Source organism: Pseudonocardia oceani (assembly GCF_019263585.2).
Taxonomy (GTDB): Bacteria; Actinomycetota; Actinomycetes; order Mycobacteriales; family Pseudonocardiaceae; genus Pseudonocardia; species Pseudonocardia oceani.
In genome coordinates this window covers 3,772,936-3,794,387 of record NZ_JADQDF010000001.1, presented here as the reverse complement: position 1 = coordinate 3,794,387, position 21,452 = coordinate 3,772,936, and the positions used below count along the sequence as shown (strand labels likewise).

Below are 21,452 nucleotides of genomic sequence, written 5' to 3'. Positions count from 1 at the left end.
TCGGCGGAAGTGGTCGGAGGCGGTCACCGATGGCCTGATCCGACCACTCCTGGCGATCAAGGCCCGGCGGTGTGCGGCGGCGAGGCGCGCCCTCGACGCAGCCACACCCCGACCCGCGCACCACCAGAGCCCGAATCGCGGGCGGCGTGGGCCAACTCGCCGGGCGGGACCGGCGAACTCGCGGGGTCAATGGGGTGGGGCCGTGGGCCAGCGGAGCTCGAAGCGCGCCCCACCCCCCGCCGCCTCCCCCGCCACGACCTGGCCGCCCCGGCCCTGCACCAGGGCCGCCACCAGGGCGAGCCCCAGGCCCGCCCCGCCGCCGGCCTCCGGGTCCAGGCGCACGAAGCGGTCGAACACGCGCTCGCGGTCGGCGGGCGGGATGCCGAGGCCGTCGTCCTCGACCACCAGCCGCACCCACCGCCCGTCCGGCAGCACCCCGATCCGCACCACGGTCCGGGCGTGGCGGCGGGCGTTGGCGACGAGGTTGTCGAGCACCAGGTCGACCTCCGCCGGCCCGGCCGCGACCCGGGCCGGGGCGGGGGCCACCAGGTCGAGCGCGGGCGGCGGGTCGCCGGCCCGGGCGATCGCGGCCCGCGCCGCGGCCACCAGGTCGACGGGCCGGGGGTCCGGCCGGCGCCCGGCGTCGGCGCGGGCGAGGGCGAGCAGGTCCGACAGCAGGTCGGTGAGCCGCTCCGCCTCCACGGCGACGGCGCGCAGCGTCTCGTCGGCCAGGTCCGGGTCGGGGTGCGCGACCGCCACCTCGGCCTGCGCCCGGATCGCCGCGACCGGGGAGCGCAGCTCGTGCGCGGCGTCGCCGGTGAACGCCTGCAGCCGCGCGACGGCGTCGTCGCGCCGAGCCAGCAGCCGGTTCACCTCCTCCGCCAGCGACCGCAGCTCGTCGCGCGCGACGGGCACCGGCAGCCGCTCCCCCGTGGGCAGTGCCGCCGCCGCGGCGCGCAGCCGCTCCACCGGGCGCAGCGCGGCGCGCGTGGCGGCCCACGCCGCCACGACGACGATCGCCGCCACCAGCAGCGCGGCCAGCACGAACAGCCCGGCGGCGCGGGCGAGCAGCACGGCACCGCCGACGATGTCGCCCGCGGCCACGACCAGCCGCGTCGAACCGTCGGGCAGCACGGCGGGCACCGCGAGGTAGCGCCGCAGCTCGTCGAACCGCCCCGAGACGACGCCCTCGCCCGCCGCCAGCACGCGGACCGCCCCGGGTTCCAGGGGCAGCGCGGGGCCGCCGTCGACGGGGTCACCGGCGGTGTCGACGACCCGGACCGTCGGCGTCCGCGCCGCCGACGGCGCCTCCCCCGCCTGCAGCGCCGCGACGACCGCCGAGGCGTCCGTCCGCAGCTCCTCGTCGGCCGCGCCGAGCAGCGTCGAGTAGAGGAGCCCGACGCCGAGGCGGCTCAGCCCGAGCAGCGCCACCAGCGCCACCGCGCCGACGACGACGGTGATCCGGAACCGCAGCCCGCGCCCGGCCCACCAGCGGCGCAGGCGGGTCACGACGACGACACGAGGTACCCGAAGCCGCGCACCGTCCGCAGCACCTGCCCGGCGCCGACGGCGTCGAGCTTGCGGCGCAGGTACCCGACGTAGACCTCGACGACGTTGCGGCTGGCCGCGCCCTCGTCGCCCCACACGATCCGCAGCAGCTCGTCCTTCGCGACGACGGTGTCGGGGCGGCTGGCGAGCGCGTGCAGCAGCGCGAACTCGCGCGGCGAGAGCTCCACCGGCTCGCCGTCGAAGCTCACCGCCCGCGCCACCGGGTCGACGACGAGCGACCCGAGCCGCACGCGCTGCCCGACCCGCCCGAGCGCGGCGTCGCGCCGGCGCAGCAGCGCCTTGAGCTGAGCGACGAGCACGACGAACGCGAAGGGCTTGACGAGGTAGCCGTCGGCGCCGAGGTCGAGGCCGTCGGCCTGGTCCCACTCGCCGTCCTTGGCCGAGACGAGCAGCACCGGCGTGTCGACGCCCGCCGCGCGCAGCTGCTCGAGCACCCGGTAGCCCGACAGGCCCGGCAGGATGATGTCGAGGACGATCGCGTCGAACGTGCCGGTGAGGGCCGCCTCCAGCGCCGAGTCGCCGTCGCCGCGCGCGACGACCTCCATGCCCTCCGCGGTGAGCCCCCTGGTCATGGCCGTGCGGAGGCCCGGTTCGTCGTCGACCACCAGCACGCGCGCCATGTCCCGGCGAACGTACCGCCACCCCGCGCACCTCACCTCAGACATCTCTCAGCCGTCGTGGGTCAGGCTGTGCCCATGGGAACCGGACGATGGACGACGGGCCGCACGGCAGCCGCGGGGATCGCGGTCGCCGGGGTGGTCGGACTGGGACTGCTGGCCGCGCCGGCCGGAGCGGGCGCGGCCCCGGAGCTGCCGCCGGTCACGCCGGAGGACCTCGTGGCCTCCGTGCTGGCGGCCGACCCGGACGCCTTCGCGGGCACCGTGGAGCTCGACAACTCGCTCGGGCTGCCGGCCCTGCCCGGCGCGCCGCAGGCCGCCGACGGCACGAGCACCGCCCGGATCTGGTCGAACGGGGAGGACGGCGGCCGCGTGCAGCTGCCCACCTCCGACGGCGAGAAGACGTTCGTCACCGACGGCACCACGTTCTGGGCCTACGACTCGCAGGAGCGCACGGTCACCCAGGGCACCCGCGAGGACCGCCCGGACGGCGCCGGCTCCCCGGACGGCGGGGACATGGCCGACCCGACCGCCGCGGCCACCGAGGCGATCCGCACGCTGCAGACCAGCAGCGTCGTCACCGTCGACGGCACGGCCGAGGTCGCGGGCCGCCCGGCCTACGAGCTCGTGCTCACCCCCGCGCCCGACGAGCGGACGCTGCTGCGCGAGGTGCGCATCGCCGTCGACGCCGAGCAGCGCGTCCCGCTGCGGATGACGGTGCTGGCCACCGGCTCGTCCGACCCCGCGCTGCAGGTCGGGTTCACCGACCTGTCGTTCGGCGCGCAGGACGCGTCGCTGTTCACCTTCACCCCGCCGCCCGGGTCGACCGTGCAGGAGCCCGGGGCCGACCGGCCCGAGGGCGAGCGTCCCGCGCGCCCCGAGGGCGCCGAGCCGACGACCGTCGGCGAGGGCTGGGACACCGTCGTGGTCGCAGGAGTCCCGGCCGACGCGACCGCGCCGCAGGGTGACGACGAGGGCGACGCGCCGACCGACCTCCGCGCCCTGGGCACCCCCGTGAGCGGCGCGTGGGGCAGCGGCACGCTGATCAGCACGGCCGTGGCCAACGCGATCGTCACCGACGACGGCCGCGTCGCCGCGGGCGCCGTCCCCGAACAGGTCCTCACCGAGGCCCTCGCGCGGTGACGACGACCCCCTCCGTGCTGGACGCGGCGACGGTGCCCCCGGTCGCCGCGTCCACCCCGCTGGCCGCCCGCGCGATCGGGCTGCGCAAGGCGTTCGGCTCGACGGTGGCCGTCGACGGCATCGACCTCGACGTCCCCGCCGGCTCCGTGCTCGGCATGCTCGGCCCGAACGGCTCGGGCAAGACCACGCTCATCCGGATGCTGCTCGGGCTCACCCGCGCCGACTCCGGCACCGCGGAGCTGCTGGGTCACGCGATCCCCGACGACGCCGCCCGTGCGCTGCCGCACGTCGGCGCGCTCGTCGAGGGTCCGGGGTTCCACCCGTTCCTCTCGGGCCGGGAGAACCTGCTGCGGGTGGCGGCCACCGAGCCGCTGCTCGGCTCGCGGGAGATTCCCGGCGCCGTGGACGCCGCGCTGGAGCGCGTCGGGCTCACCCCCGCCGCGGGCCGCCGGTTCCGCGGCTACTCCCTGGGCATGAAGCAGCGCCTCGGCCTGGCCGGCGCGCTGCTGCTGCCGCGTCGGCTCGTCGTCCTCGACGAGCCGACCAACGGCCTCGACCCCGCCGGCACCCGCGACGTCCGGCGGATCATCGCCGAACTGCACGCCGCGGGGTCGACGGTGATCGTGTCCTCGCACCTGCTCGACGAGGTCGAGGCGACGTGCACGCACGTGGCCGTGCTGCAGTCCGGGTCCCTGGTGGCCGCGGGCGAGCTGGCCGCGCTGCTGGAGTCGGGCACCGGCGGCCTCGACGTCGTCACCCCCGACGTCGACCTCGCGCTCGGCGTCCTCCGGGAGGCGGGTGTCGCGGCGTACCGCGCGCCGGGTGACGAGCCCGGCGTCGTCGTCGGCGAGGACGGCCCGCCCACCGCGGAGACGATCGCGCTGCTCGTGCGCGCGGGCGTCGCCGTGCAGGAGGCCCGGCGCCGCCGCGCCCGGCTCGAGGAGCTGTTCGCGCGGCTGACCGAACGGAGCTTGTCGGAGTGAGCACCTCGACGGAGGAGACCCGATGACGGCCGCGGTCACCGACCCGACCACTCGCGCAGGGACCCCCCGCACCGCCCCGTTCGGCCGGCTGCTCGGCGCGGAGCTGCGCTGGGTCCTGCGCCGCCCGCGCACGCTGGTGATGCTCGGGCTGTTCGCGCTGATCCCGGTGCTGATCTCGATCGGCGTCGCCGTCGCCGGGTCCACCGGTCGCGGGCCGGGGCTGATCACCGCGGTCGCCGGCAACGGTCTCGTGCTGCCCGTCGCGGCGATGACGCTCTCGCTCGCGCTGCTGCTGCCGCTGGCCGTCTCGATGGCCGCGGCCGACGCGATCGCCGGGGAGAGCGCGCACGGCACGCTGCGCGGGCTGCTGCTCTCGCCGGTCTCGCGGCTGCGGCTGGTCGTGATGAAGGCGTTCGGCGTGCTCGTCGTCGCCACGCTGGCCACGCTCGTGGTCGCCGTCGTCGGCGTCCTCGCCGGGCTGGTGGTCGTGGGCGGGGCCGAGGGGCAGCTGGTCACGCTGTCGGGCACGTCGGTCGGGCTGGGCGGGGCGCTGCTGCGGGTCGGCCTGGTCGTGGTGTGGGTGGTCGGGCAGCTGGCGGCGGTCGGGGCGGTGGCGCTGGCGGTCTCGGCGTTCACCGAGCACCCGCTCGTCGTCCTCGCCGCGGTGCTGGGCGGGCTGATCGTGTTCGGCGTGCTGGCCGCGATCCCGGCGCTGGAGTGGCTGCAGCCGTGGCTGCTCACGAGCGGCTGGGCCGCCGGGGCCGACGCGCTCCGCGACCCGCTCCCGCTCGACGGCATGGTCGACAGCTCGCTGCGGGCGCTCTGCTACGTCGCCGTCGGCATGGGTGTGACGACCTACCGGATGCTGCGCCGCGACGCCTGAGCGACCGCCCTCCCGACTTGCGAGCGTGCAGAAACTCTCTCGATGAGCGAGAATCTTCACGTGAGTACCACTGCGCTGGATCCGCGCCCCACCGTCCCCAACGCCGTCGCCGGTCTGGCCGTCTTCGGTGCCGCCGTCGTCCTCGTCGCCGTCGTCGGCGGCCTGGCGTCCCTCTCGGCGTCCGAGCAGTACGGCAGCTTCGTGCAGCCGTCCTGGGCACCGCCGTCGTGGCTGTTCGGGCCCGTCTGGACCGTCCTCTACGTCACGATCGCCGTCGCCGCCTGGCTCGTCTGGCGCACGGACGGCTGGAGCGGCGCGCGCACCGCGCTGACCGTCTGGGCCGCCCAGCTCGTCCTCAACGCCCTGTGGACGCCACTGTTCTTCGGCGCCGGGCTGTTCGGCGCGGCCTTCGTCGAGATCGTGCTGCTGTGGCTGACGATCGTCGCGACGATCGTGCTGTTCGCCCGCCACAGCCGCCCCGCGGCGCTGCTGCTGCTGCCCTACGCCGCCTGGGTCACCTTCGCCTCGGCCCTCAACCTCGCCATCTGGATGCTGAACTAGCACGATGGCCGCATGGCCCGGCTTCCCCGCGTTCCGTACGAGACAGAACTGCTGCGCCTGCAGGGCGAGCTCGTCCACATGCAGGAGTGGGTGCGCACGACCGGCGCCCGGCTCGTCGTCGTGTTCGAGGGCCGCGACGCGGCCGGCAAGGGCGGCGCGATCAAGCGCGTCGCGGAGTACCTCAACCCGCGCATCTGCCGCATCGTGGCGCTGCCCGCGCCCTCGGAGCGCGAGCGGTCGCAGTGGTACTTCCAGCGCTACATCGAGCACCTGCCGGCGGCCGGGGAGATCGTGCTGCTCGACCGCAGCTGGTACAACCGCGGCGGCGTCGAGCGCGTCATGGGCTTCTGCACCCCCGACGAGCACGCGCGCTTCCTGCGGCAGTGCCCGGTGTTCGAGGAGCTGCTGGTCGAGGACGGGATCCTGCTGCGCAAGTACTGGTTCTCCGTCAGCGACGCCGAGCAGGAGCGCCGGTTCCGCGACCGCATGAAGGACCCGATGCGGCAGTGGAAGCTCTCCCCGATGGACCTCGAGTCGATCACGCGCTGGGAGGACTACTCCCGCGCCAAGGACGAGATGTTCGCCCACACCGACACCCCGACGTCGCCGTGGCTGGTGGTCGAGGCCGAGGACAAGCGCCGCGCCCGGATCAACATGATCGCCCACCTGCTCGACAGCGTGCCGTGGGAACCGGTGCCCGGCCGCAAGCTCAGACTGCCGAAGCGTCCGCCGCAGCGGGGGTACCAGCGCCCGCCGCGCGAGCGCTTCCACGAGGTCCCCGACCACGCCGCGACCCTGCTCGGGGACGGCGGCGCGTGACCCGCCGCTCCCTGCTGGGACGCATCGACGACGCGGCGCCCGTCGACGCCGTGGAGGTCGCCGAGGACGAGCTGTCCGACGTCATCGGCGCCCGGCACGTCAACCTGCTGATCACCGACTACTCCGGCCGCTTCGTCGTGCGCTTCGACCGGTCGAGCTGGGCGCGCGCGGGCACGCGGCGCCACGGCGAGGACGTCGCCGAGACCGTCGCGCTGGCCGGCACCGTCTACGAGGCGGTGCTGCGGTCGCAGGCGCTCGACGTGCGCGAGCACGACGGCGGCGTCGTCGTGACGGTGCCGGTCACGGTGCGCGGCGACGCGATCGGCGTGCTGGAGCTGTGGCTGCCGAAGCCGCCCGACGACGCCGCACTGGGCGAGGTGCGGGAGGTCGCGCACGCGTTCGGCTACGTCGTGGTCGCCAACCGCCGCTACACCGACCTGTTCGAGTGGGGCCAGCGCACCGCGCCGTTCTCCCTCGCCGCGGAGATCCAGCGCCGCCTGCTGCCCGGCGCGTTCAGCTGCGACGCCGCGACGTTCAGCCTCGCGGGCTGGCTGGAGCCGGCCAACACCGTCGGCGGCGACACGTTCGACTACGCGCTCGACCGCGACACCCTGCACCTGTCGATCACCGACGCCGTCGGCAACGACGTGCACGCCTCGCTGCTGGCGACCGTGCTGGTCAGCAGCCTGCGCAACGGGCGCCGGCGCAGCCTGGGCCTGCCCGAGCAGGTCCTGTCCGCGAACGACGCGCTGGCGCAGCACTCGTCGGTCGGCGCGTTCGTCACCGGGCAGGTGGCGCGGATCGACCTCGCGACCGGTGTCGTCCGCATCGTGAACGCCGGGCACCCGTTCCCGGTCCTGCTGCGCGACGGGGTCGTCCGCGAGGTCGAGCTCGCCATCGACCTGCCGTTCGGCATCTACCCCGGCGTCGTGCACCAGATCCAGGAGGTGGCGCTGCGGCCCGGCGACCGCCTGCTGCTCGTCACCGACGGCGTGCTGGACCGCAACAGCGCGCACGTGGACGTCCCCACGGTGCTCGGGGCCAGCGCCGCCCTGCACCCGCGCGAGGTGGTGCGCGCGCTCAGCGACGCCGTCATCGACGCGACCGGCGGCGACCTCCGCGACGACTCCACCGTGCTGTGCCTCGACTGGCGGGGGCCCACCACTTGACAGGCAAGTAGCCACTTGCCTATAACGGTCCCGTGGACGCCGTGTTCAAGGCGATCGCCGACCCCACCCGTCGCGCGATCCTCGACGAGCTCGTCGACCGCGACGGCCAGACCCTGTTCGAGATCTGCACCCGCCTGGTGATGAAGCACGACCTGACGTCGTCACGGCAGGCGGTCTCCCAGCACCTCGCGGTGCTCGAGGAGGCCGGTCTGGTCACGACCCGGCGCGAGGGCCGCTACAAGTTCCACCACCTCGACACCACCCCGCTGCGCTCGATCCTCGGGCGCTGGCCGATCCGGGAGCAGCCATGATCCGCATCAACATCACCAGCGTGTTCGTCGACGACCAGGCCAAGGCGCTCGCCTTCTACACCGACAAGCTCGGCTTCGTGACGAAGCACGACATCCCGATGGGCGAGCACCGCTGGCTCACCGTCGTGTCCCCGCAGGACCCCGACGGCACCGAACTGCTGCTGGAGCCCTCCGAGCACCCGGCCGCCCGCCCGTTCAAGGAGGCGCTGGTGGCCGACGGCATCCCGTTCACGTCCTTCGCCGTCGACGACGTGCACGCCGAGTTCGCCCGGCTGTCCGCGGACGGCGTGCGGTTCGTGCAGGAGCCCGTCGACATGGGCCCGGTCACCGTGGCGACGCTCGACGACACCTGCGGCAACCTCATCCAGATCGCGACCATGAAGTCCTGAGGCGGGAAGTCCTGGGCCGGCTGGTACTGTCGCCGACGTGCAGCGCCAGTACTGGTTTACCGCGACGGCCCGTGTCGGGTCGGCCGGCGAACCGCTGCGCTGACCTCCACCCCACGAGCCGGATCGATCGGCTCGGACGGGGACTTCTCGGCGGGCCGCTCACCGGAGCAAGGACCCTCCCGTGCTCACCGCCGTTCCTGCGCTCGACGCGCACCGCACCGTCCGCGTCAGCCCGCTGATCTCCCCCTCCCTGCTGCGCCACGACCTGCCGGTCGACGACGGTGTCGCCGACACCGTCACGCGCGCGCGGGCCGAGGTCGTCGACGTCCTCGACGGCCGCGACGACCGTCTGCTCGTCGTCGTCGGCCCGTGCTCGATCCACGACCCGGCGGCGGCGCTCGACTACGCCCACCGCCTCGCCGCGCAGGCCGGCCGGCACGCCGGCGAGCTGCGGATCGTCATGCGGACCTACTTCGAGAAGCCGCGTTCGACCGTCGGCTGGAAGGGCCTGATCAACGACCCGCACCTGGACGGCACGTTCGACGTGAACGCGGGCCTGCGGATGGCGCGGCGCCTGCTGCTGGAGGTGAACGGGCTGGGGCTGCCGGTGGGGTGCGAGTTCCTGGACCCGATCACGCCGCAGTACCTCGCCGATGTCGTGAGCTGGGGCTCGATCGGCGCGCGCACGGCCGCGAGCCAGGTGCACCGCCAGCTGTGCAGTGGGCTGTCGATGCCGGTGGGGATCAAGAACGGCACCGACGGGGACGTGCAGGTCGCCGTCGACGGCGTGGGCGCGGCCGCGGCGAGCCACGTGTTCATGGGCATCAACCCCGACGGACTCGCGGCGCTGGTCACCACGGCCGGCAACCCCGACTGCCACGTCATCCTGCGCGGCGGCTCCGGCGGCCCCAACCACGACGCGGAGTCGGTGGCGGCGGCGCTGGGGCGGATGCGGAAGGCCGGCCTGGCCGAGCGCGTGATCGTCGACGCCAGCCACGGCAACAGCGGCAAGGACCACGTCCGTCAGGCCGGCGTGGCGCGCGAGGTGGCGGCCCGACTCGCAGCCGGCGACCGCGGCGTCGTCGGCCTGATGCTGGAGAGCTTCCTGGTCGAGGGGCGCCAGGACCTGGGGCCCGGCACGACCTACGGCCGGTCGGTCACCGACTCCTGCATGGGCTGGGACACCACCGCCGACGTCCTCGACGACCTGGCGGCGGCCGTGGTGGCGCGGCGGGCCCTCGGCGGGTGAGGCCGACGCGTGTGATCGGCGCAGGCCTGCCTGCCCGTCACCCGCGCATCAGCCCCACCGGGGCGCGACGGCGGCCCGCCCGCCGTCGCCCTCGGGGAGGTGCAGCCGGACCATCCGCACCACGACGTCGCGCAGGCCCTGCCCGTGCAGGTCCCGCAGGATCCGCTCGGCCTCCTCGACGGCCGCGTCGGCGGTCATCGGGCCGTAGGCGTCGACCTCGTCGGTGACGGAGTCGGTGACCATCACGACGTAGCCCGAGCACTCGTCGAGCTCGGTGGTCATGTCGGCGAGCAGGTCGGGCCAGTCGTCGCGCAGGTCCGTCACGGGCCGCCCTCCCGGTCGGTGGGCCGGTTCATGCGGGCACGGAGTCGACCAGGGTCGCGTAGACGACGACGTTGGACTCGTAACTCCCCGACACCGGGTCGAACTCGCCCCCGCAGGTGACGAGGCGCAGGTCCCGCGATCCGGGCGAGGTGTACACCCGCTGGGCCGGGAACTCGGCCTTCGGGTGGGTCTCGACGGTCTCGACGGCGAACCGCGCCACCGTCCCGTCGGCCAGGCGCACGTCCACGCGGTCGCCCGCCTCCAGGGAGCGCAGGCGGAAGAAGACGGCGGGGCCGGTGGTCGAGTCGACGTGCCCGAGCAGGACCGACGCCCCGACCTGCCCCGGCGTGGGCCCGAGGTCGAACCAGCCCGCCGTGGCGTAGTCGGTGGGCACCTCGACGGTCCCGTCGGCGTTGAGCCCCAGCTCCCCGAGCGGGGAGCCGGCCAGGTCGATCGCGGGGACGTCGAGGGTGACGGGCCGCGACACCGGGACGACGACGCCGGGTGCCGGTGCCCGCGGCGCCGCGGCCGTGGCGGAGCCGCCGCCGGCCGTCGGCACCGGCCGGTCGACCAGCCACGGCACCGCGACGAGCGCCACGACGAGCAGGGCCACCCCGGCCGCCGCGACGGGCCACCAGCCCCACCCGGTCCGGGGCGGCCGCGGGGATCCGGACCTCACGGCCGGGCGCCGGGTCGACGGCCGGGCGTCCCGGGCCGGCCGGCGCGACCGGCCGAGCCCCGGGATCCCGACCCTGCGGTGGTCACCGCGCGTTCCGGCGACGGTGGAACTGCAGGGCGACCGCGGCGGAGCCGAGGAGCACCAGTCCGCCCGCGAGGACCCAGGCCACGTCCGGGGCGGAGGGACCGCCCGCACCGGTGGCCGGGTAGCCGAGGGGGACGACCACGCCGTCGCCGGATCCGTTGCCGGTCACGCCGCTGCCACCGCTGTCCGAATCGCCGGAGCCACTGCCCGTGGCCGGGGCGGTGTCGTCGCCGGCGTCGCTCTCGCCGCCGTCGCCGTCGCCGGAGCCGCCGGAACCGTCGTCGACGCCACCATCGGAGTCGTCCTCGTCGCCATCGTTGTCACCGTCGCCGGGTGCGTCGGAGTCTCCGGGGGCGCCCGGGTTGCCGGGACTACCGTGATTTCCCGGGTTGCCGGGGTTCCCGGGGTTCCCGGGGTTCCCGGGGTTGCCCGGCGTCGTCGTCGGGGCCGTCGTGGTCGTGGTCGGCGGGACCGTGGTCGTGGTCGTCGGCGCCGTCGTGGTCGTCGTCGGAGGCTCGGTCGTGGTCGTCGTCGGCGGCTCGGTCGTCGTGGTCGTCGGCGGCTCGGTCGTCGTGGTCGTCGTCGGCGCCTCGGTCGTCGTGGTCGTCGTCGGCGGCTCGGTCGTCGTCGGCGGGGCCGTGGTCGTCGTCGGCGGGGCCGTCGTGGTGGTCGTCGGCGTGGCCGTCGGCTCCGGTGCGGGGGTGGCGGCGCAGCCCGCCCGGTCGATGACGTTGGAGTCGAGGGTGACGGCGCCGTTGCGGGCGAGCAGGCGGCCCTGCACGGTCGCGCCCGTGTTCGCGGTGATCGAGGTCAGAGCCAGGACCGTTCCGCGGAACGCGGTGCCGGTGCCGAGCGTCGCGGAGCTGCCGACCTGCCAGAACACGTTGCACGCATCCGCACCGTTGACCAGCGCGACGGTGCTTCTCGACGCGGTGATCAAGGTCGAGCCGGCCTGGAAGATGAAGACCGCGCCGGGATCGCCTTCCGCGTCCAGGGTGACGGTGCCGGTCAGGCCCAGCTCGCCGGCGTTGCCGTACACGCCCGCCACGAAGGTCTGCCCACCGAGCTCGGTGGCCGTCTCACCGACCCGGGGCTGACCCGCGGCGTTGTTGTAGGCGATCGTCAGGTCCGACTGCGCCTGCAGCGCGACGGCGTCGGCCGTGTGCTGCGTGCCGCCGCTGACCAAACCCGGCGGGAACCCGGTGACGGCCGAGCCCGGGCTGACGCCGAGGTCGCCGGACACCTGCGTCGGGCCGGTGTTGGTCACCCTCGAGCCCGCGAGCACGGCGAAGCTCGCCGCCGTGCCCAGCGGCACCGAGGTCGCAGCCAGTGCCGTGCCCGCGGACAGCAGCATCAGGGTCGCCACGACCACGGCGATCACCGCCGTGACGGCGGCACCGATCCGGCCGGCTCTGGTGCCGGGCGGCACGGGTTGGTCCATGGTGGGCACATCGCCTCCAGGCGGGGTCGGCCGCCCCTCGGGAGCGTGCCGTGATGAGCCGGTGACGTCACCGGGTGGATGCGCCGTGGGGTGCGGCGGCCGGCCTCGTAGGACCGGAGAGGTGCGTGCGGTCCGGGACGCGCGCGGCTCGGGGGGCCGCTGGGCAGGTCCGGACGACGTGGGCGCCACCGGGGAGGTGACGGTCTGCGCGATCACGACCGCGCGTTCGTCGCGGTCACCTACTGCTGCTTGACAGATGACAGCTTGACGCTTGTCGCACGCCCTGTCAACCGGGGATGCACGGAGCGTCACCGCAGCCCGCCACGGACAGGTGTGAGCCCTCGCCCGGACCAGTCGCCGGTCCCGACGGCCCCGCCGGCGACCGTGCACTGACGGCCGGTGACCACCGTGCGCAGCGCTGCGCCGGCCGGGCGTCCGAGCGGACGAGGCGGTCGCCGTCAGGCGAGCCCGGAGGGCTTCTCCGGCGTGACGAGCCAGGTGGTGAACAGGTCGTCCAGCTCCTGCCCGGAGACCTCCTCGGCGAGCGCGGCGAAGTCGGCGGTCGTGACGTTCTGGCCCGACCGCCGGGCGGCCCACTCGGGCAGGATCCGGAAGAAGGCCTCGTCGCCGACGGCGGTGCGCAGCGCGTGCAGCGTCATGGCGCCCCGGACGTAGACGGCCTCGTCGAAGATCCTGTCGGGGCCGGGATCGCCGATCGGGACCGTCCAGAACGGGTCGTCGGCCGGGATCGCGGTGACCGCGGCGAACTGCTGCGCCACCGTCTCCCGCCCGTCGTGCTCGCTCCACAGCCACTCGGCGTAGGTCGCGAAGCCCTCGTTGAGCCAGATGTCGCTCCAGCGGGCGAGCGGCAGGTCGTCGCCGAACCACTGGTGGGCCAGCTCGTGCACCACAACCGACTCGCCCGACACCGCGTCGTCGAAGAAGCTCTGCGCGTAGATCGGGCGGGTCTGGTTCTCCAGCGCGAACGCCAGCCGCGGCTCGGCGTCGACGATGCCGCCCGCCACGTCGAACGGGTAGGGCCCGAACACCCGCGCCAGGTACGCGAGCACCTCGGGCTGGCGGGCGAGCGCGGCGCGGGCGACGGCGTCCACGCCGCCGAGGTCGGGGGCGAAGGCGTCCCAGTAGCGAATGCCGTCCTGCTCGTAGGCGAGGACGTCGAACTCGCCGATCGCCATGCCCGCGAGGTAGGGCGCCATCGGCCGGTCGGCGACCCAGGTGGTGGTGGTCGAGCCGCCGCTGGTGGTCGTCGACTCCAGCACCCCGTTCGCGACCGCCTCCAGCCCCTCGGGCGCGGTGATCCGGAAGGTGAACGCGGCCGGGTCGAGCGGGTGGTCGTTGGCCGGGAACCAGGTGGCGGCGACGTCGGGCTGCCCGACGACCAGCGCGCCGTCACCGGTGGCGAAGAAGCCGGCGGCGCCGAAGCTGTCCTCGACGAGCTGCGGGACGCCGTCGTAGGTGACGACCGCGGTGAACGCGGCGCCCTCGGCGAGCGGAGCGGCCGGGGTGACAGTGAGCTCGCCGCCGTCACGGGTGAACGCGGCGTCGGCGCCGTCGACCGTGACCGACCGGACCTCCAGCCCCGACAGGTCCAGGTTGAACGCCGAGAGCCCCTGCGTCGCGCGCGCACTGACGGTCGCGACTCCGGCGAGCACGTCGGTCTCGGGGGCGTAGGAGACATCGAGGTCGTAGCGGTCGACGTCGTAGCCGCCGTTGCCGTCGAGCGGGAAGTACGGGTCGCCGATGCCGGGCGCGCCCGGCGTCGCCTCGATGGGAGCGGTGACGAGCGCCGGGCCGGACGCGGCGGCGCACCCGGGCAGGACCAGCACGCCGACCGTCGCGAGCACCAGGAACCTGCGCATCACGCCATCGTGACACGCCCGGCAGCGCGCGTATCGACAAACACTGGTAGGCGTTTCAGCTAGTCCGGCTTGCCGTTCTGTCACGAGAGGCGCACACTCCGTGGGTACGCAGCGACGTACGAGCGGGGGGTCGGGTCGTTCCGGTCCCAGGCCAGCACCGCGCGACGGATCCCGTCGGCGGCCCCACCCCGAAACGACGCACCGCGCGTCCCGCGACTCGCCGAGCTGGAGAACACCGGCCCGCCCCGACGCGATGCGGTGCGCACCACGCCCCCCGTACCGGGAGGGCGAACGGTCAGCAGTGCCGAACCGGCGTCCGGTCGGTCGATCGCTGCTGCCCTCCGCCACGACACGGCTGCTCGTCATGTGCTGACACAGGTCAGCGAAGAAGGAACCCCATGTATGGAAGAACGGTGACCACTGCTGCAGTGGCCGGCCTGATCTTCGGCTACGTCGCCACGGCGGCGTGGTCGTACGAACCACTCACCACCCTGTCCAGCCCGGCGGCGCTCGTGCACGCCGAGCCCGCCGACGCGGCGGGAGCCGACCCGTTCGCGCTGGTCGCAGCGGTAACACCGGCCGACGTGCCGGCACGCACCGGCGGCGCCGTCTCCGGCGACGCGCTCGGCCTCTACGGCGGGACGCGGGACAACGCCTGCGACCGCGCCGCGATGGTCGCGTTCCTCGAGAACGACGTCGCGGTGGCGACCGCCTTCGCCGACGTCGAGGGCATCGCCACGACCGACATCGCCAGCTACGTCGCCGACCTCACCCCGGTGACGCTGCGCGCCGACACAGCCGTGACCAACCACGGGTTCAGCGACGGGCGCGCCGCGCCGTTCCAGGCCGTGCTGCAGGCCGGCACCGCCGTCATGGTGGACCGGTTCGGTGTGCCCCAGGTGCGCTGCTACTGCGGCAACCCCCTGGCCTCGCCGGCCGACACGGGCGCGGCGATCACCTACTCCGGCGACGCGTGGTCGGGCCTCGCGTCCGACGACGTCGACGTCATCACCCCGGCCCTGGCGCCGGTCGACGAGTTCACCCTCGTGACCCCGACCGACGGGGCGCTCGACCGGCCCGTCGGCTCCGGCGGTGACAAGGACACCGACTCCGACAGCGGTTACGACGGCGACGGTGATAACGACGGGAACGGCGACGGCGACGGGAACGGCGACGGCGACGGGAACGGCGACGGCGACGGGAACGGCGACGGCGGCGGGAACGGCGACGGCGGCGGGAACGGCGACGGCGGCGGGAACGGCGGCGGCGGCGATGACGGCACCGACCCCGATGACGGCGGCGGCGGCGACAACGGCGGCGGCGGCGATGACGGCACCGACCCCGATGACGGCGGCGGCGGCGACAACGGCGGCGGCGGCGGCGATGACGGCACCGACCCCGATGACGGCGGCGGCGGCGACAACGGCGGCGGCGGCGGCGGCGATGACGGCACCGACCCCGATGACGGCGGCGGCGGCGACAACGGCGGCGGCGGCGGCGGCGATGACGGCACCGACCCCGATGACGGCACCGACCCCGGCGACGACGACGGCACGGACCCGGGCGACGGCACCGATCCCGGCGACGGGACCGACCCCGGTGACGACGACGGCACCGACCCGGGCGACGACGACGGCACCGATCCCGGTGACGACGACGGCGAGCCCGCCTACGTGGCCTGCGTCGTCAGCGTGGGGGTCACCCAGACCGCCACGACGGTGACGGGGACCTCCGCCAACGACACGATCGACTGCACCAACGCCACCGGCGGCAAGACGATCACCGGCGGCGACGGCAACGACACCATCACCGGCACGGTCTACGACGACAACATCAGCGGGGGCGCCGGCAACGACACCCTCACCGGTGGTCCCGGCGAGGACACACTCGATGGTGGCGAGGGCGAGAACACGGTGACGCCGTCCGACCAGACCCCGAACCCGTACACCGGGGCAGCCGGAGCCCGCACCGCTGCTCCGGCCGCGATCGAGGCACCTGTGGTCGAGAGCCTGATCGAGGCACCTGCAGTCGAGGCACCCGTGGTCGAGGCACCCGTGGTCGAGGCACCGGTCGAGACGCCGGCCCCGGCCGACGATTCAGCCGAGACACCCGCCGACGCACCGGATGACGCACCGATCGAGGCACCGGCTCCGGCCGACGACCCGGCCGAGGCACCCGCCGAGGCTCCGGCCGAGGCACCCGGGTCGCTCGAGACGGTCGTGGAGATCGAGGACGAGACCGTCCTTTCCGACGAGGAGCAGGAATCAATTCCTGCCGAGGATGCGGACGTCATTGCGGATGAGGACGAGACCGGGATCCCGGTCGACGTCGAGGTGACCGTCACCGACGACGAAGACCTCTAGGAATCGCGCACGGGAATGCCGGCGCGACGGGATCGAGAACGACCCCGTCGCGCCACCCGGGCAGGAGCACCCGCCGAGCGGACGGCTCGTCGGGCACCCGGCACGGCAGTGGCCCCGACCTCCCCCCGGAGGTCGGGGCCACTGCGCTGGGCGGGTACGGTGCCGGCGTCCGGCCCTCCCCGCGCTCGGCCGCGCTACGGCAATCGGACGGGACGGGCCGCCCCACCTGCGCATTCGAGCCTGCGCCGATTCAGCCTCTCGGACGCCGCTGCACCCGGGATAGCGAAGTATTCTCGGTACCGGGGCGGGAGATGCTTCCGGCGACCGGTAGCCTGCGGAGGAATTCGCGGGGCCGGCCCGATTCCGGTCCGATCGCGCGCCACCGCCCACCACGGACAGCGAGGCTGGATGTGACGGGTCCGAGCGACGAGGACAGAGCTGCGCCGACCCTACGTCGGCTCATCCGCTCCCGCATGACCGAGCGCGGCTGGTCCTACGCCGACCTGGAGCGCGAGTCCGGTGGGGCGCTGAGCCGGGGCCGCTGGCAGCAGCTCGGGTCTGCGGACGCGCAGAACAAGTTCCCGCACCCGGAGTCGCTGCGGGTCATCGCCCAGGTGCTGGAGATCGACGTCACCTCCGTCGTCCTCGCCGCGGCCCGGGCTGTCGGCCTTCCGGTGCCCGCGCAAGCGGGTGATTTCGCTGACCAGCTGCCTGCGGGCACGGAACGGCTCTCCGTGCCGATGCGCGACGCCATCCTCGGGGTGGTCCGCGCGGCCGTCGCCGGGTCGTCGGCGGGTCCGGTCGTACGCGAGATCGACGGCGTCACCCTGGAATGGCCGAAGGAATCCGCGCCCTCCCGACAGCGCCCCGATGGCCCAATCGACTACGAAGAAGCTGACTTGTAGTCACCGTCCTCCTGCGCGACTACACCGATCAGGCCGTGTTCGACGAAATGTGAAACGTCGACGCCGTCTTGAGCGGTAAAGGGGTAGGAACAAAGCTCTTTCCGGCCGCCTGCTCAGGTGACCGCTCCTCGCAGAGTGCTGTACGTCGCGTAGACCCTGCGACCCCAGTTCCGCGCACCTCGACCCGGAAGGACCAGCGCGGTGCTGCCACTGAGTCCCGTCACAACCCTCCCCACCGTGACCGGTCCGACCACCACCGCCGACGTGCAGGCGCTCGTGACCAGCCTCGAGGGGGCGCTGCACGTGGTGTTCACACCGATGCCGGACATGGTCGCCCGGCTCGACACGACCGGGCCGGCCAAGGTCCTCTACCTCGACTCCGACAGCCCTCCCGAGGACCACTGCTGGGCCCTCTGGGAGGTCCTCCGGTTCCTGGCGCTGGGCGCCGGAGCGCTGCACGCGGCCATCCCCGCGCCGCGCATGCGCCTGGTCCGCGACTAGGCCACGGCGTCGAGGTCCGGGTCGGCGTCCACGGCGTCCTTCGTCAGCCCGAGCGAGGACAGCGGACCGCTACCGTCCTCGACCTCGAGCAGCGCGAGCAGGACGTGTCCGGTGCCGACGGCCTCGTGCCCCAGCCGCAGCGCCTCGCGGAACGTCAGCTCCAGGGCCTTCTTCGCCGGGGCGTCGAACGGGACGAGCGCGGGCAGCGACTCCGCGCGCGGCGGCAGCAGCGCGGTGGCCGCGCCGCGCACGACGTCGGCGCTCAGGCCCTTCGCCGCGAACGCCGCCGCGGCGCCCGTGCCCGGCTCGGCGAGCAGGCCCAGCACCAGGTGCGCGGGGGTGATCGTGTCGTTCTCCGCCGCCCGCGCCTCGTTCTGCGCGGCCACCACCACGCTGCGCGCCGCGAGGGTGAAGCGGCTGAACCCCTCGTCGGACTCCTTGGGCACGAACCGCTTCTGCGCGGCCTGCTTGGACACGCCGAGGCTCCCGCCGATCTCCGTCCACGACGCCCCCGACCTGCGGGCCTGGTCGACGAAGTGGCCGATGAGATGGTCGGCGACGTCACCGAGCGCGTCGGCGGCGACCACCGCGCCGGTCAGCCGCTCCAGCGGCGACCCGTGGACGGTGTTGATCGTGGAGATGAGTTCGTCGAGCGAGACGGGGTTGTTCATGCGGATCGTCATGCGTCAACTGTAAGTTGACGATTGGCCGTTCGTCAACTGCAGGTTGACGACTAGGCGATGCGGCTGCGCAGTTCGTTCACGCCGGCACCGTCCAGGTCGTCGAGGTAGGCGGTGCGCCCGGCCATCGCCATGACCAGCACGAGCGTCGTACCGCGCACCAGCGGGCCGTCCCCCGTGGCGAACGGACCGTCGACGGCCTCGAGCCGCAGCCCGGCGACCGCGGTCCGGCTGTTCACCGTGAAGTCGCGGGACGCGAAGAACCGCGCGACCTCCGTGGCCGCCGCGACCGACGGCGTCCGCGGCAGACCCAGCGGCCGCCGCACGTCCTGCGCGTGGACGACGACCTCCCCGAGCCATGCGGGCGTGTGCCCCGAGGGCGCCGTCGTGCTCGGGACGGCGGCGCGGAACCGGGCGAGCGTCTCGTCGGGCGTCGCCCCGCGGTGCTCGGCGAGGCGGCGGCGGTTGTGCAGGTCCGCATCGAAGCGTGCGCCGACCATGCTGCGGATCCAGCGGAAGCGCCCGACGCTCGCGGCGGCGGTCAGGTGCGCGACGACCTCCTCCACCGACCACTCCCCGCACAGCGACGGGGCGGGCCACTGCTCCGGCGCGAGGCCGGCGAGGTCGTCGGCCAGGGCCGCACGCTCCTCGTGGACGAGCGCCCACAGCGCTTCGCGGGACTGCGGCACGGCATCTCCTGAACGGGCCATGGGAACGAGACCCGGCCCGCGGCGCGGAATCATCGGTCGCGCCGCGGACCGCGTCACGGGGGCGGCCTCGGCCGGATGTGGGCCGGATGCGCGCTCACGCGGTGATCATGACGACGGTCGGGGCTGGCGAGCGCGGCGATCGTCGGAAATGCGCCGTCGCAGTCGTCGGCGGGACCGTGACGTCACACTCCCGGTGATCATACGACGGCTGCTCGTCCATGATCATCGCCTGGGCAGGAGAGCAGCCACTTACCGCCGGAACACCTGCCGAGATGGTGACCATGGGCTGCCGGTCACCCGACACGCCCCTGCCCGCCAGCACGGAGTCGGTCCGAGGAGCCGTGAGGGCCGGGACCGCGTCAGACGTTGAAGCGGAACTCCACCACGTCGCCGTCGGCCATCACGTAGTCCTTGCCCTCCATGCGCACCCTGCCCGCCGCCTTCGCCGCCGCCATCGAGCCCGTGGCGATGAGGTCGTCGTAGGACACGATCTCGGCCTTGATGAAGCCGCGCTCGAAGTCGGTGTGGATGACGCCTGCGGCCTGGGGGGCGGTGGCGCCGCGCGGGATCGTCCAGGCGCGGGCCTCCTTCGGGCCGGCGGTGAGGTAGGTCTGCAGGCCGAGGGTGTGGAAGCCGGCGCGGGCCAGGGCGTGCAGGCCCGGCTCGGTCTGGCCGATCGACTCCAGCAGCTCGCGGGCCGACTCCTCGTCGAGCTCGAGCAGCTCCGACTCCACCTTCGCGTCGAGGAACACCGCGTCGGCCGGGGCGACGAGCTCGGTGAGCTCCTTGCGCCGGGCGTCGTCGGTGAGGACGCCCTCGTCGGCGTTGAAGACGTAGAGGAACGGCTTCGTCGTGAGCAGGGTGAGCTCGCGCAGCGGCTCGCGGTCGACGCCCGCGGCGAACAGCGTGGTGCCGCCGTTGAGGATCTCCGCGGCGGCCTCCGCGGCCGCCAGCACCGGGCGCCGGTCCTTCTGCATCCGCGCCTCCTTGGTCAGGCGCGGGATGGCCTTCTCCAGGGTCTGGAGGTCGGCGAGGATCAGCTCGGTGGAGATCGTCTCGATGTCGGAGGCCGGGTCGATGCGGTCGTCGACGTGGATCACGTCCGGGTCGTCGAACACGCGCACCACCTGGCAGATGGCGTCGGACTCGCGGATGTTGGCGAGGAACTTGTTGCCCAGCCCGGCGCCCTCGGAGGCGCCCTTGACGATGCCGGCGATGTCGACGAACGACACCACGGCGGGCACGGTCTTCACCGAGTCGTGGATCTTCGCGAGCTCGTCGAGGCGCGGATCCGGCAGCGGGACCACGCCGACGTTGGGCTCGATCGTGGCGAAGGGGTAGTTCGCGGCGAGCACGTCGTTGTTGGTCAGCGCGTTGAACAGCGTCGACTTCCCGACGTTGGGCAGGCCGACGATGCCGAGGGTGAGAGACACGAGGGACCAGCGTAGTCGCCGTCCGGACCGGGCCACGCCTCCCGGTCGGCCCGTTAGGCCGTTCGGCGGTACTGTCGGCCCGCCAGATCCCGCAGGCGGCCCTCGCCGCCGGGCGACGAGAGGTGGGACCCGTGCACGGAGCCGTTCGGACGATGCTCGCGGCCGCCGCCGGAGCCGCCCTGGTGGCCGGGGGTGTGACCGTGGTGCGACTGTCCGAGGCCGACGCCGCGGTGGCCGCTCCGGCACCCGTCGGCACCACCGCGCGGACCGGCATCATCCCGGAGCTCCCGGTCGACGACCGTCGGCCCGAGCCCGTCGAGGCACCCGTGGCGGCGCCCCAGCCGTCGCCCCGGACGGCTCCCGCCGCCGTGCCGGTACCGCAGGCCTCCGCACCGAGGTCGGCCGCCCGCCGCGCCGCCCCCGCACCGGAGGCCCCCGCCGCGCCCGCCCCGCGCCGGGCTCCGGCCGCCCCGGCTCCCGCGGCCGCGGCGCCTCCCGCGGCCGCGCCGGCCCCCGCTCTGCAGCGCGCCCCCGCGCCCGCCGCGGAGTCCGCACCGGCCGACACCGACGACGCCCCGGCGACCGGTGGCGGCGACGGCGGCGACGGCGACGGCGGGACCAGCGACGGCAACGAGGAGAGCGCGGCCGGCTCCTCCACCGACGACGGCGCCGACACCCTCGTCGGCCGCGTCGCCGAGCCCCTCGGCGTCTCCTGCGGCGGCCTGCTCGGCACCGTCTGCGGCTGAGCCCCGCTCCTCC

22 protein-coding genes are annotated in these 21,452 nt (G+C 74.4%); 13 read left to right on the top strand and 9 right to left on the bottom strand.

Annotated elements, in window-relative coordinates; translation table 11 throughout:
• Positions 1–186: 186 nt before the first annotated feature.
• Together I4I82_RS19090 and I4I82_RS19085 are read right to left on the bottom strand one after the other, a co-directional pair.
• On the bottom strand, positions 187–1,509 hold the full coding sequence (locus I4I82_RS19090) for a sensor histidine kinase (protein ID WP_218595913.1): 1,323 nt from the start codon (positions 1,507–1,509) through the stop codon (positions 187–189).
• Positions 1,506–2,189, bottom strand: coding sequence for a response regulator transcription factor (locus I4I82_RS19085; protein ID WP_172154509.1), 684 nt, complete (start codon positions 2,187–2,189; stop codon positions 1,506–1,508). The genes I4I82_RS19090 and I4I82_RS19085 overlap by 4 nt, the downstream gene beginning before the upstream one ends.
• 75 nt (positions 2,190–2,264) lie before the next feature.
• Here I4I82_RS19085 and I4I82_RS19080 point away from each other — a divergent pair, with 75 nt between their 5' ends.
• From I4I82_RS19080 to I4I82_RS19040, 9 genes are all read left to right on the top strand, one after another.
• Complete coding sequence (locus I4I82_RS19080; protein ID WP_218594274.1) at positions 2,265–3,329, top strand: LolA family protein; 1,065 nt, start codon at positions 2,265–2,267, stop codon at positions 3,327–3,329.
• On the top strand, positions 3,326–4,312 hold the full coding sequence (locus I4I82_RS19075) for an ABC transporter ATP-binding protein (RefSeq protein ID WP_218594275.1): 987 nt from the start codon (positions 3,326–3,328) through the stop codon (positions 4,310–4,312). The genes I4I82_RS19080 and I4I82_RS19075 overlap by 4 nt, the downstream gene beginning before the upstream one ends.
• A gap of 22 nt (positions 4,313–4,334) precedes the next feature.
• Positions 4,335–5,195, top strand: coding sequence for an ABC transporter permease subunit (locus I4I82_RS19070; RefSeq protein ID WP_218595912.1), 861 nt, complete (start codon positions 4,335–4,337; stop codon positions 5,193–5,195).
• A gap of 60 nt (positions 5,196–5,255) precedes the next feature.
• Positions 5,256–5,756, top strand: coding sequence for a TspO/MBR family protein (locus tag I4I82_RS19065; RefSeq protein ID WP_372451450.1), 501 nt, complete (start codon positions 5,256–5,258; stop codon positions 5,754–5,756).
• Between the two features lie 12 nt (positions 5,757–5,768).
• Entirely contained in the window at positions 5,769–6,575 is an 807-nt protein-coding gene (ppk2, locus tag I4I82_RS19060; protein ID WP_218591642.1) for a polyphosphate kinase 2, read from the top strand.
• Positions 6,572–7,744: a PP2C family protein-serine/threonine phosphatase gene (locus I4I82_RS19055; protein WP_218591641.1), complete on the top strand. Its 1,173-nt coding sequence runs from the start codon at positions 6,572–6,574 to the stop codon at positions 7,742–7,744. The genes ppk2 and I4I82_RS19055 overlap by 4 nt, the downstream gene beginning before the upstream one ends.
• A gap of 32 nt (positions 7,745–7,776) precedes the next feature.
• Positions 7,777–8,055: an ArsR/SmtB family transcription factor gene (locus I4I82_RS19050; protein ID WP_218591640.1), complete on the top strand. Its 279-nt coding sequence runs from the start codon at positions 7,777–7,779 to the stop codon at positions 8,053–8,055.
• The gene (locus I4I82_RS19045; protein ID WP_225920629.1) at positions 8,052–8,444 is read left to right on the top strand and encodes a VOC family protein; all 393 of its coding nucleotides are present in this window, start codon (positions 8,052–8,054) and stop codon (positions 8,442–8,444) included. The genes I4I82_RS19050 and I4I82_RS19045 overlap by 4 nt, the downstream gene beginning before the upstream one ends.
• Positions 8,445–8,625: 181 nt before the next feature.
• Positions 8,626–9,693, top strand: a complete 1,068-nt coding sequence (locus I4I82_RS19040; RefSeq protein ID WP_218591639.1) for a 3-deoxy-7-phosphoheptulonate synthase — start codon at positions 8,626–8,628, stop codon at positions 9,691–9,693.
• 48 nt (positions 9,694–9,741) lie between these two features.
• On the opposite strand, the gene I4I82_RS19035 is transcribed toward I4I82_RS19040, so the two are convergent.
• The 4 genes from I4I82_RS19035 to I4I82_RS19020 form a co-directional block, all read right to left on the bottom strand.
• A complete protein-coding gene (locus I4I82_RS19035; RefSeq protein WP_218591638.1) occupies positions 9,742–10,017 on the bottom strand; it encodes a hypothetical protein in 276 nt (91 codons plus the stop codon).
• 28 nt (positions 10,018–10,045) lie between these two features.
• Complete coding sequence (locus tag I4I82_RS19030; protein ID WP_218591637.1) at positions 10,046–10,696, bottom strand: class F sortase; 651 nt, start codon at positions 10,694–10,696, stop codon at positions 10,046–10,048.
• A gap of 82 nt (positions 10,697–10,778) precedes the next feature.
• Positions 10,779–12,221, bottom strand: a complete 1,443-nt coding sequence (locus tag I4I82_RS19025) for an ice-binding family protein (RefSeq protein ID WP_218595911.1) — start codon at positions 12,219–12,221, stop codon at positions 10,779–10,781.
• A gap of 458 nt (positions 12,222–12,679) precedes the next feature.
• Positions 12,680–14,101, bottom strand: a complete 1,422-nt coding sequence (locus tag I4I82_RS19020; RefSeq protein WP_218591635.1) for a M1 family metallopeptidase — start codon at positions 14,099–14,101, stop codon at positions 12,680–12,682.
• A 413-nt stretch (positions 14,102–14,514) separates the two neighbouring features.
• Between I4I82_RS19020 and I4I82_RS19015 the strand changes: the two genes are divergently transcribed.
• The 3 genes from I4I82_RS19015 (at position 14,515) to I4I82_RS19005 (ending at position 17,870) form a co-directional block, all read left to right on the top strand.
• On the top strand, positions 14,515–16,464 hold the full coding sequence (locus I4I82_RS19015; protein WP_218591634.1) for a DUF6777 domain-containing protein: 1,950 nt from the start codon (positions 14,515–14,517) through the stop codon (positions 16,462–16,464).
• Between the two features lie 473 nt (positions 16,465–16,937).
• Positions 16,938–17,369 (top strand): hypothetical protein, encoded by a 432-nt coding sequence (locus I4I82_RS19010; protein WP_218591633.1) that lies wholly within the window; start codon positions 16,938–16,940, stop codon positions 17,367–17,369.
• 237 nt (positions 17,370–17,606) lie between these two features.
• Positions 17,607–17,870 (top strand): hypothetical protein, encoded by a 264-nt coding sequence (locus I4I82_RS19005; RefSeq protein ID WP_218591632.1) that lies wholly within the window; start codon positions 17,607–17,609, stop codon positions 17,868–17,870.
• On the opposite strand, the gene I4I82_RS19000 is transcribed toward I4I82_RS19005, so the two are convergent.
• From I4I82_RS19000 to ychF, 3 genes are all read right to left on the bottom strand, one after another.
• Positions 17,867–18,553 (bottom strand): Clp protease N-terminal domain-containing protein, encoded by a 687-nt coding sequence (locus I4I82_RS19000; protein ID WP_218591631.1) that lies wholly within the window; start codon positions 18,551–18,553, stop codon positions 17,867–17,869. The genes I4I82_RS19005 and I4I82_RS19000 overlap by 4 nt on opposite strands.
• 50 nt (positions 18,554–18,603) lie before the next feature.
• Positions 18,604–19,239: a maleylpyruvate isomerase family mycothiol-dependent enzyme gene (locus I4I82_RS18995; protein WP_226370138.1), complete on the bottom strand. Its 636-nt coding sequence runs from the start codon at positions 19,237–19,239 to the stop codon at positions 18,604–18,606.
• Positions 19,240–19,619: 380 nt separating this feature from the next.
• A complete protein-coding gene (gene ychF, locus I4I82_RS18990) occupies positions 19,620–20,693 on the bottom strand; it encodes a redox-regulated ATPase YchF (RefSeq protein ID WP_218591629.1) in 1,074 nt (357 codons plus the stop codon).
• A gap of 131 nt (positions 20,694–20,824) precedes the next feature.
• On the opposite strand from ychF, the gene I4I82_RS18985 reads away from it, so the two are divergent.
• On the top strand, positions 20,825–21,439 hold the full coding sequence (locus tag I4I82_RS18985; RefSeq protein WP_218595910.1) for a hypothetical protein: 615 nt from the start codon (positions 20,825–20,827) through the stop codon (positions 21,437–21,439).
• Positions 21,440–21,452: the final 13 nt, after the last annotated feature.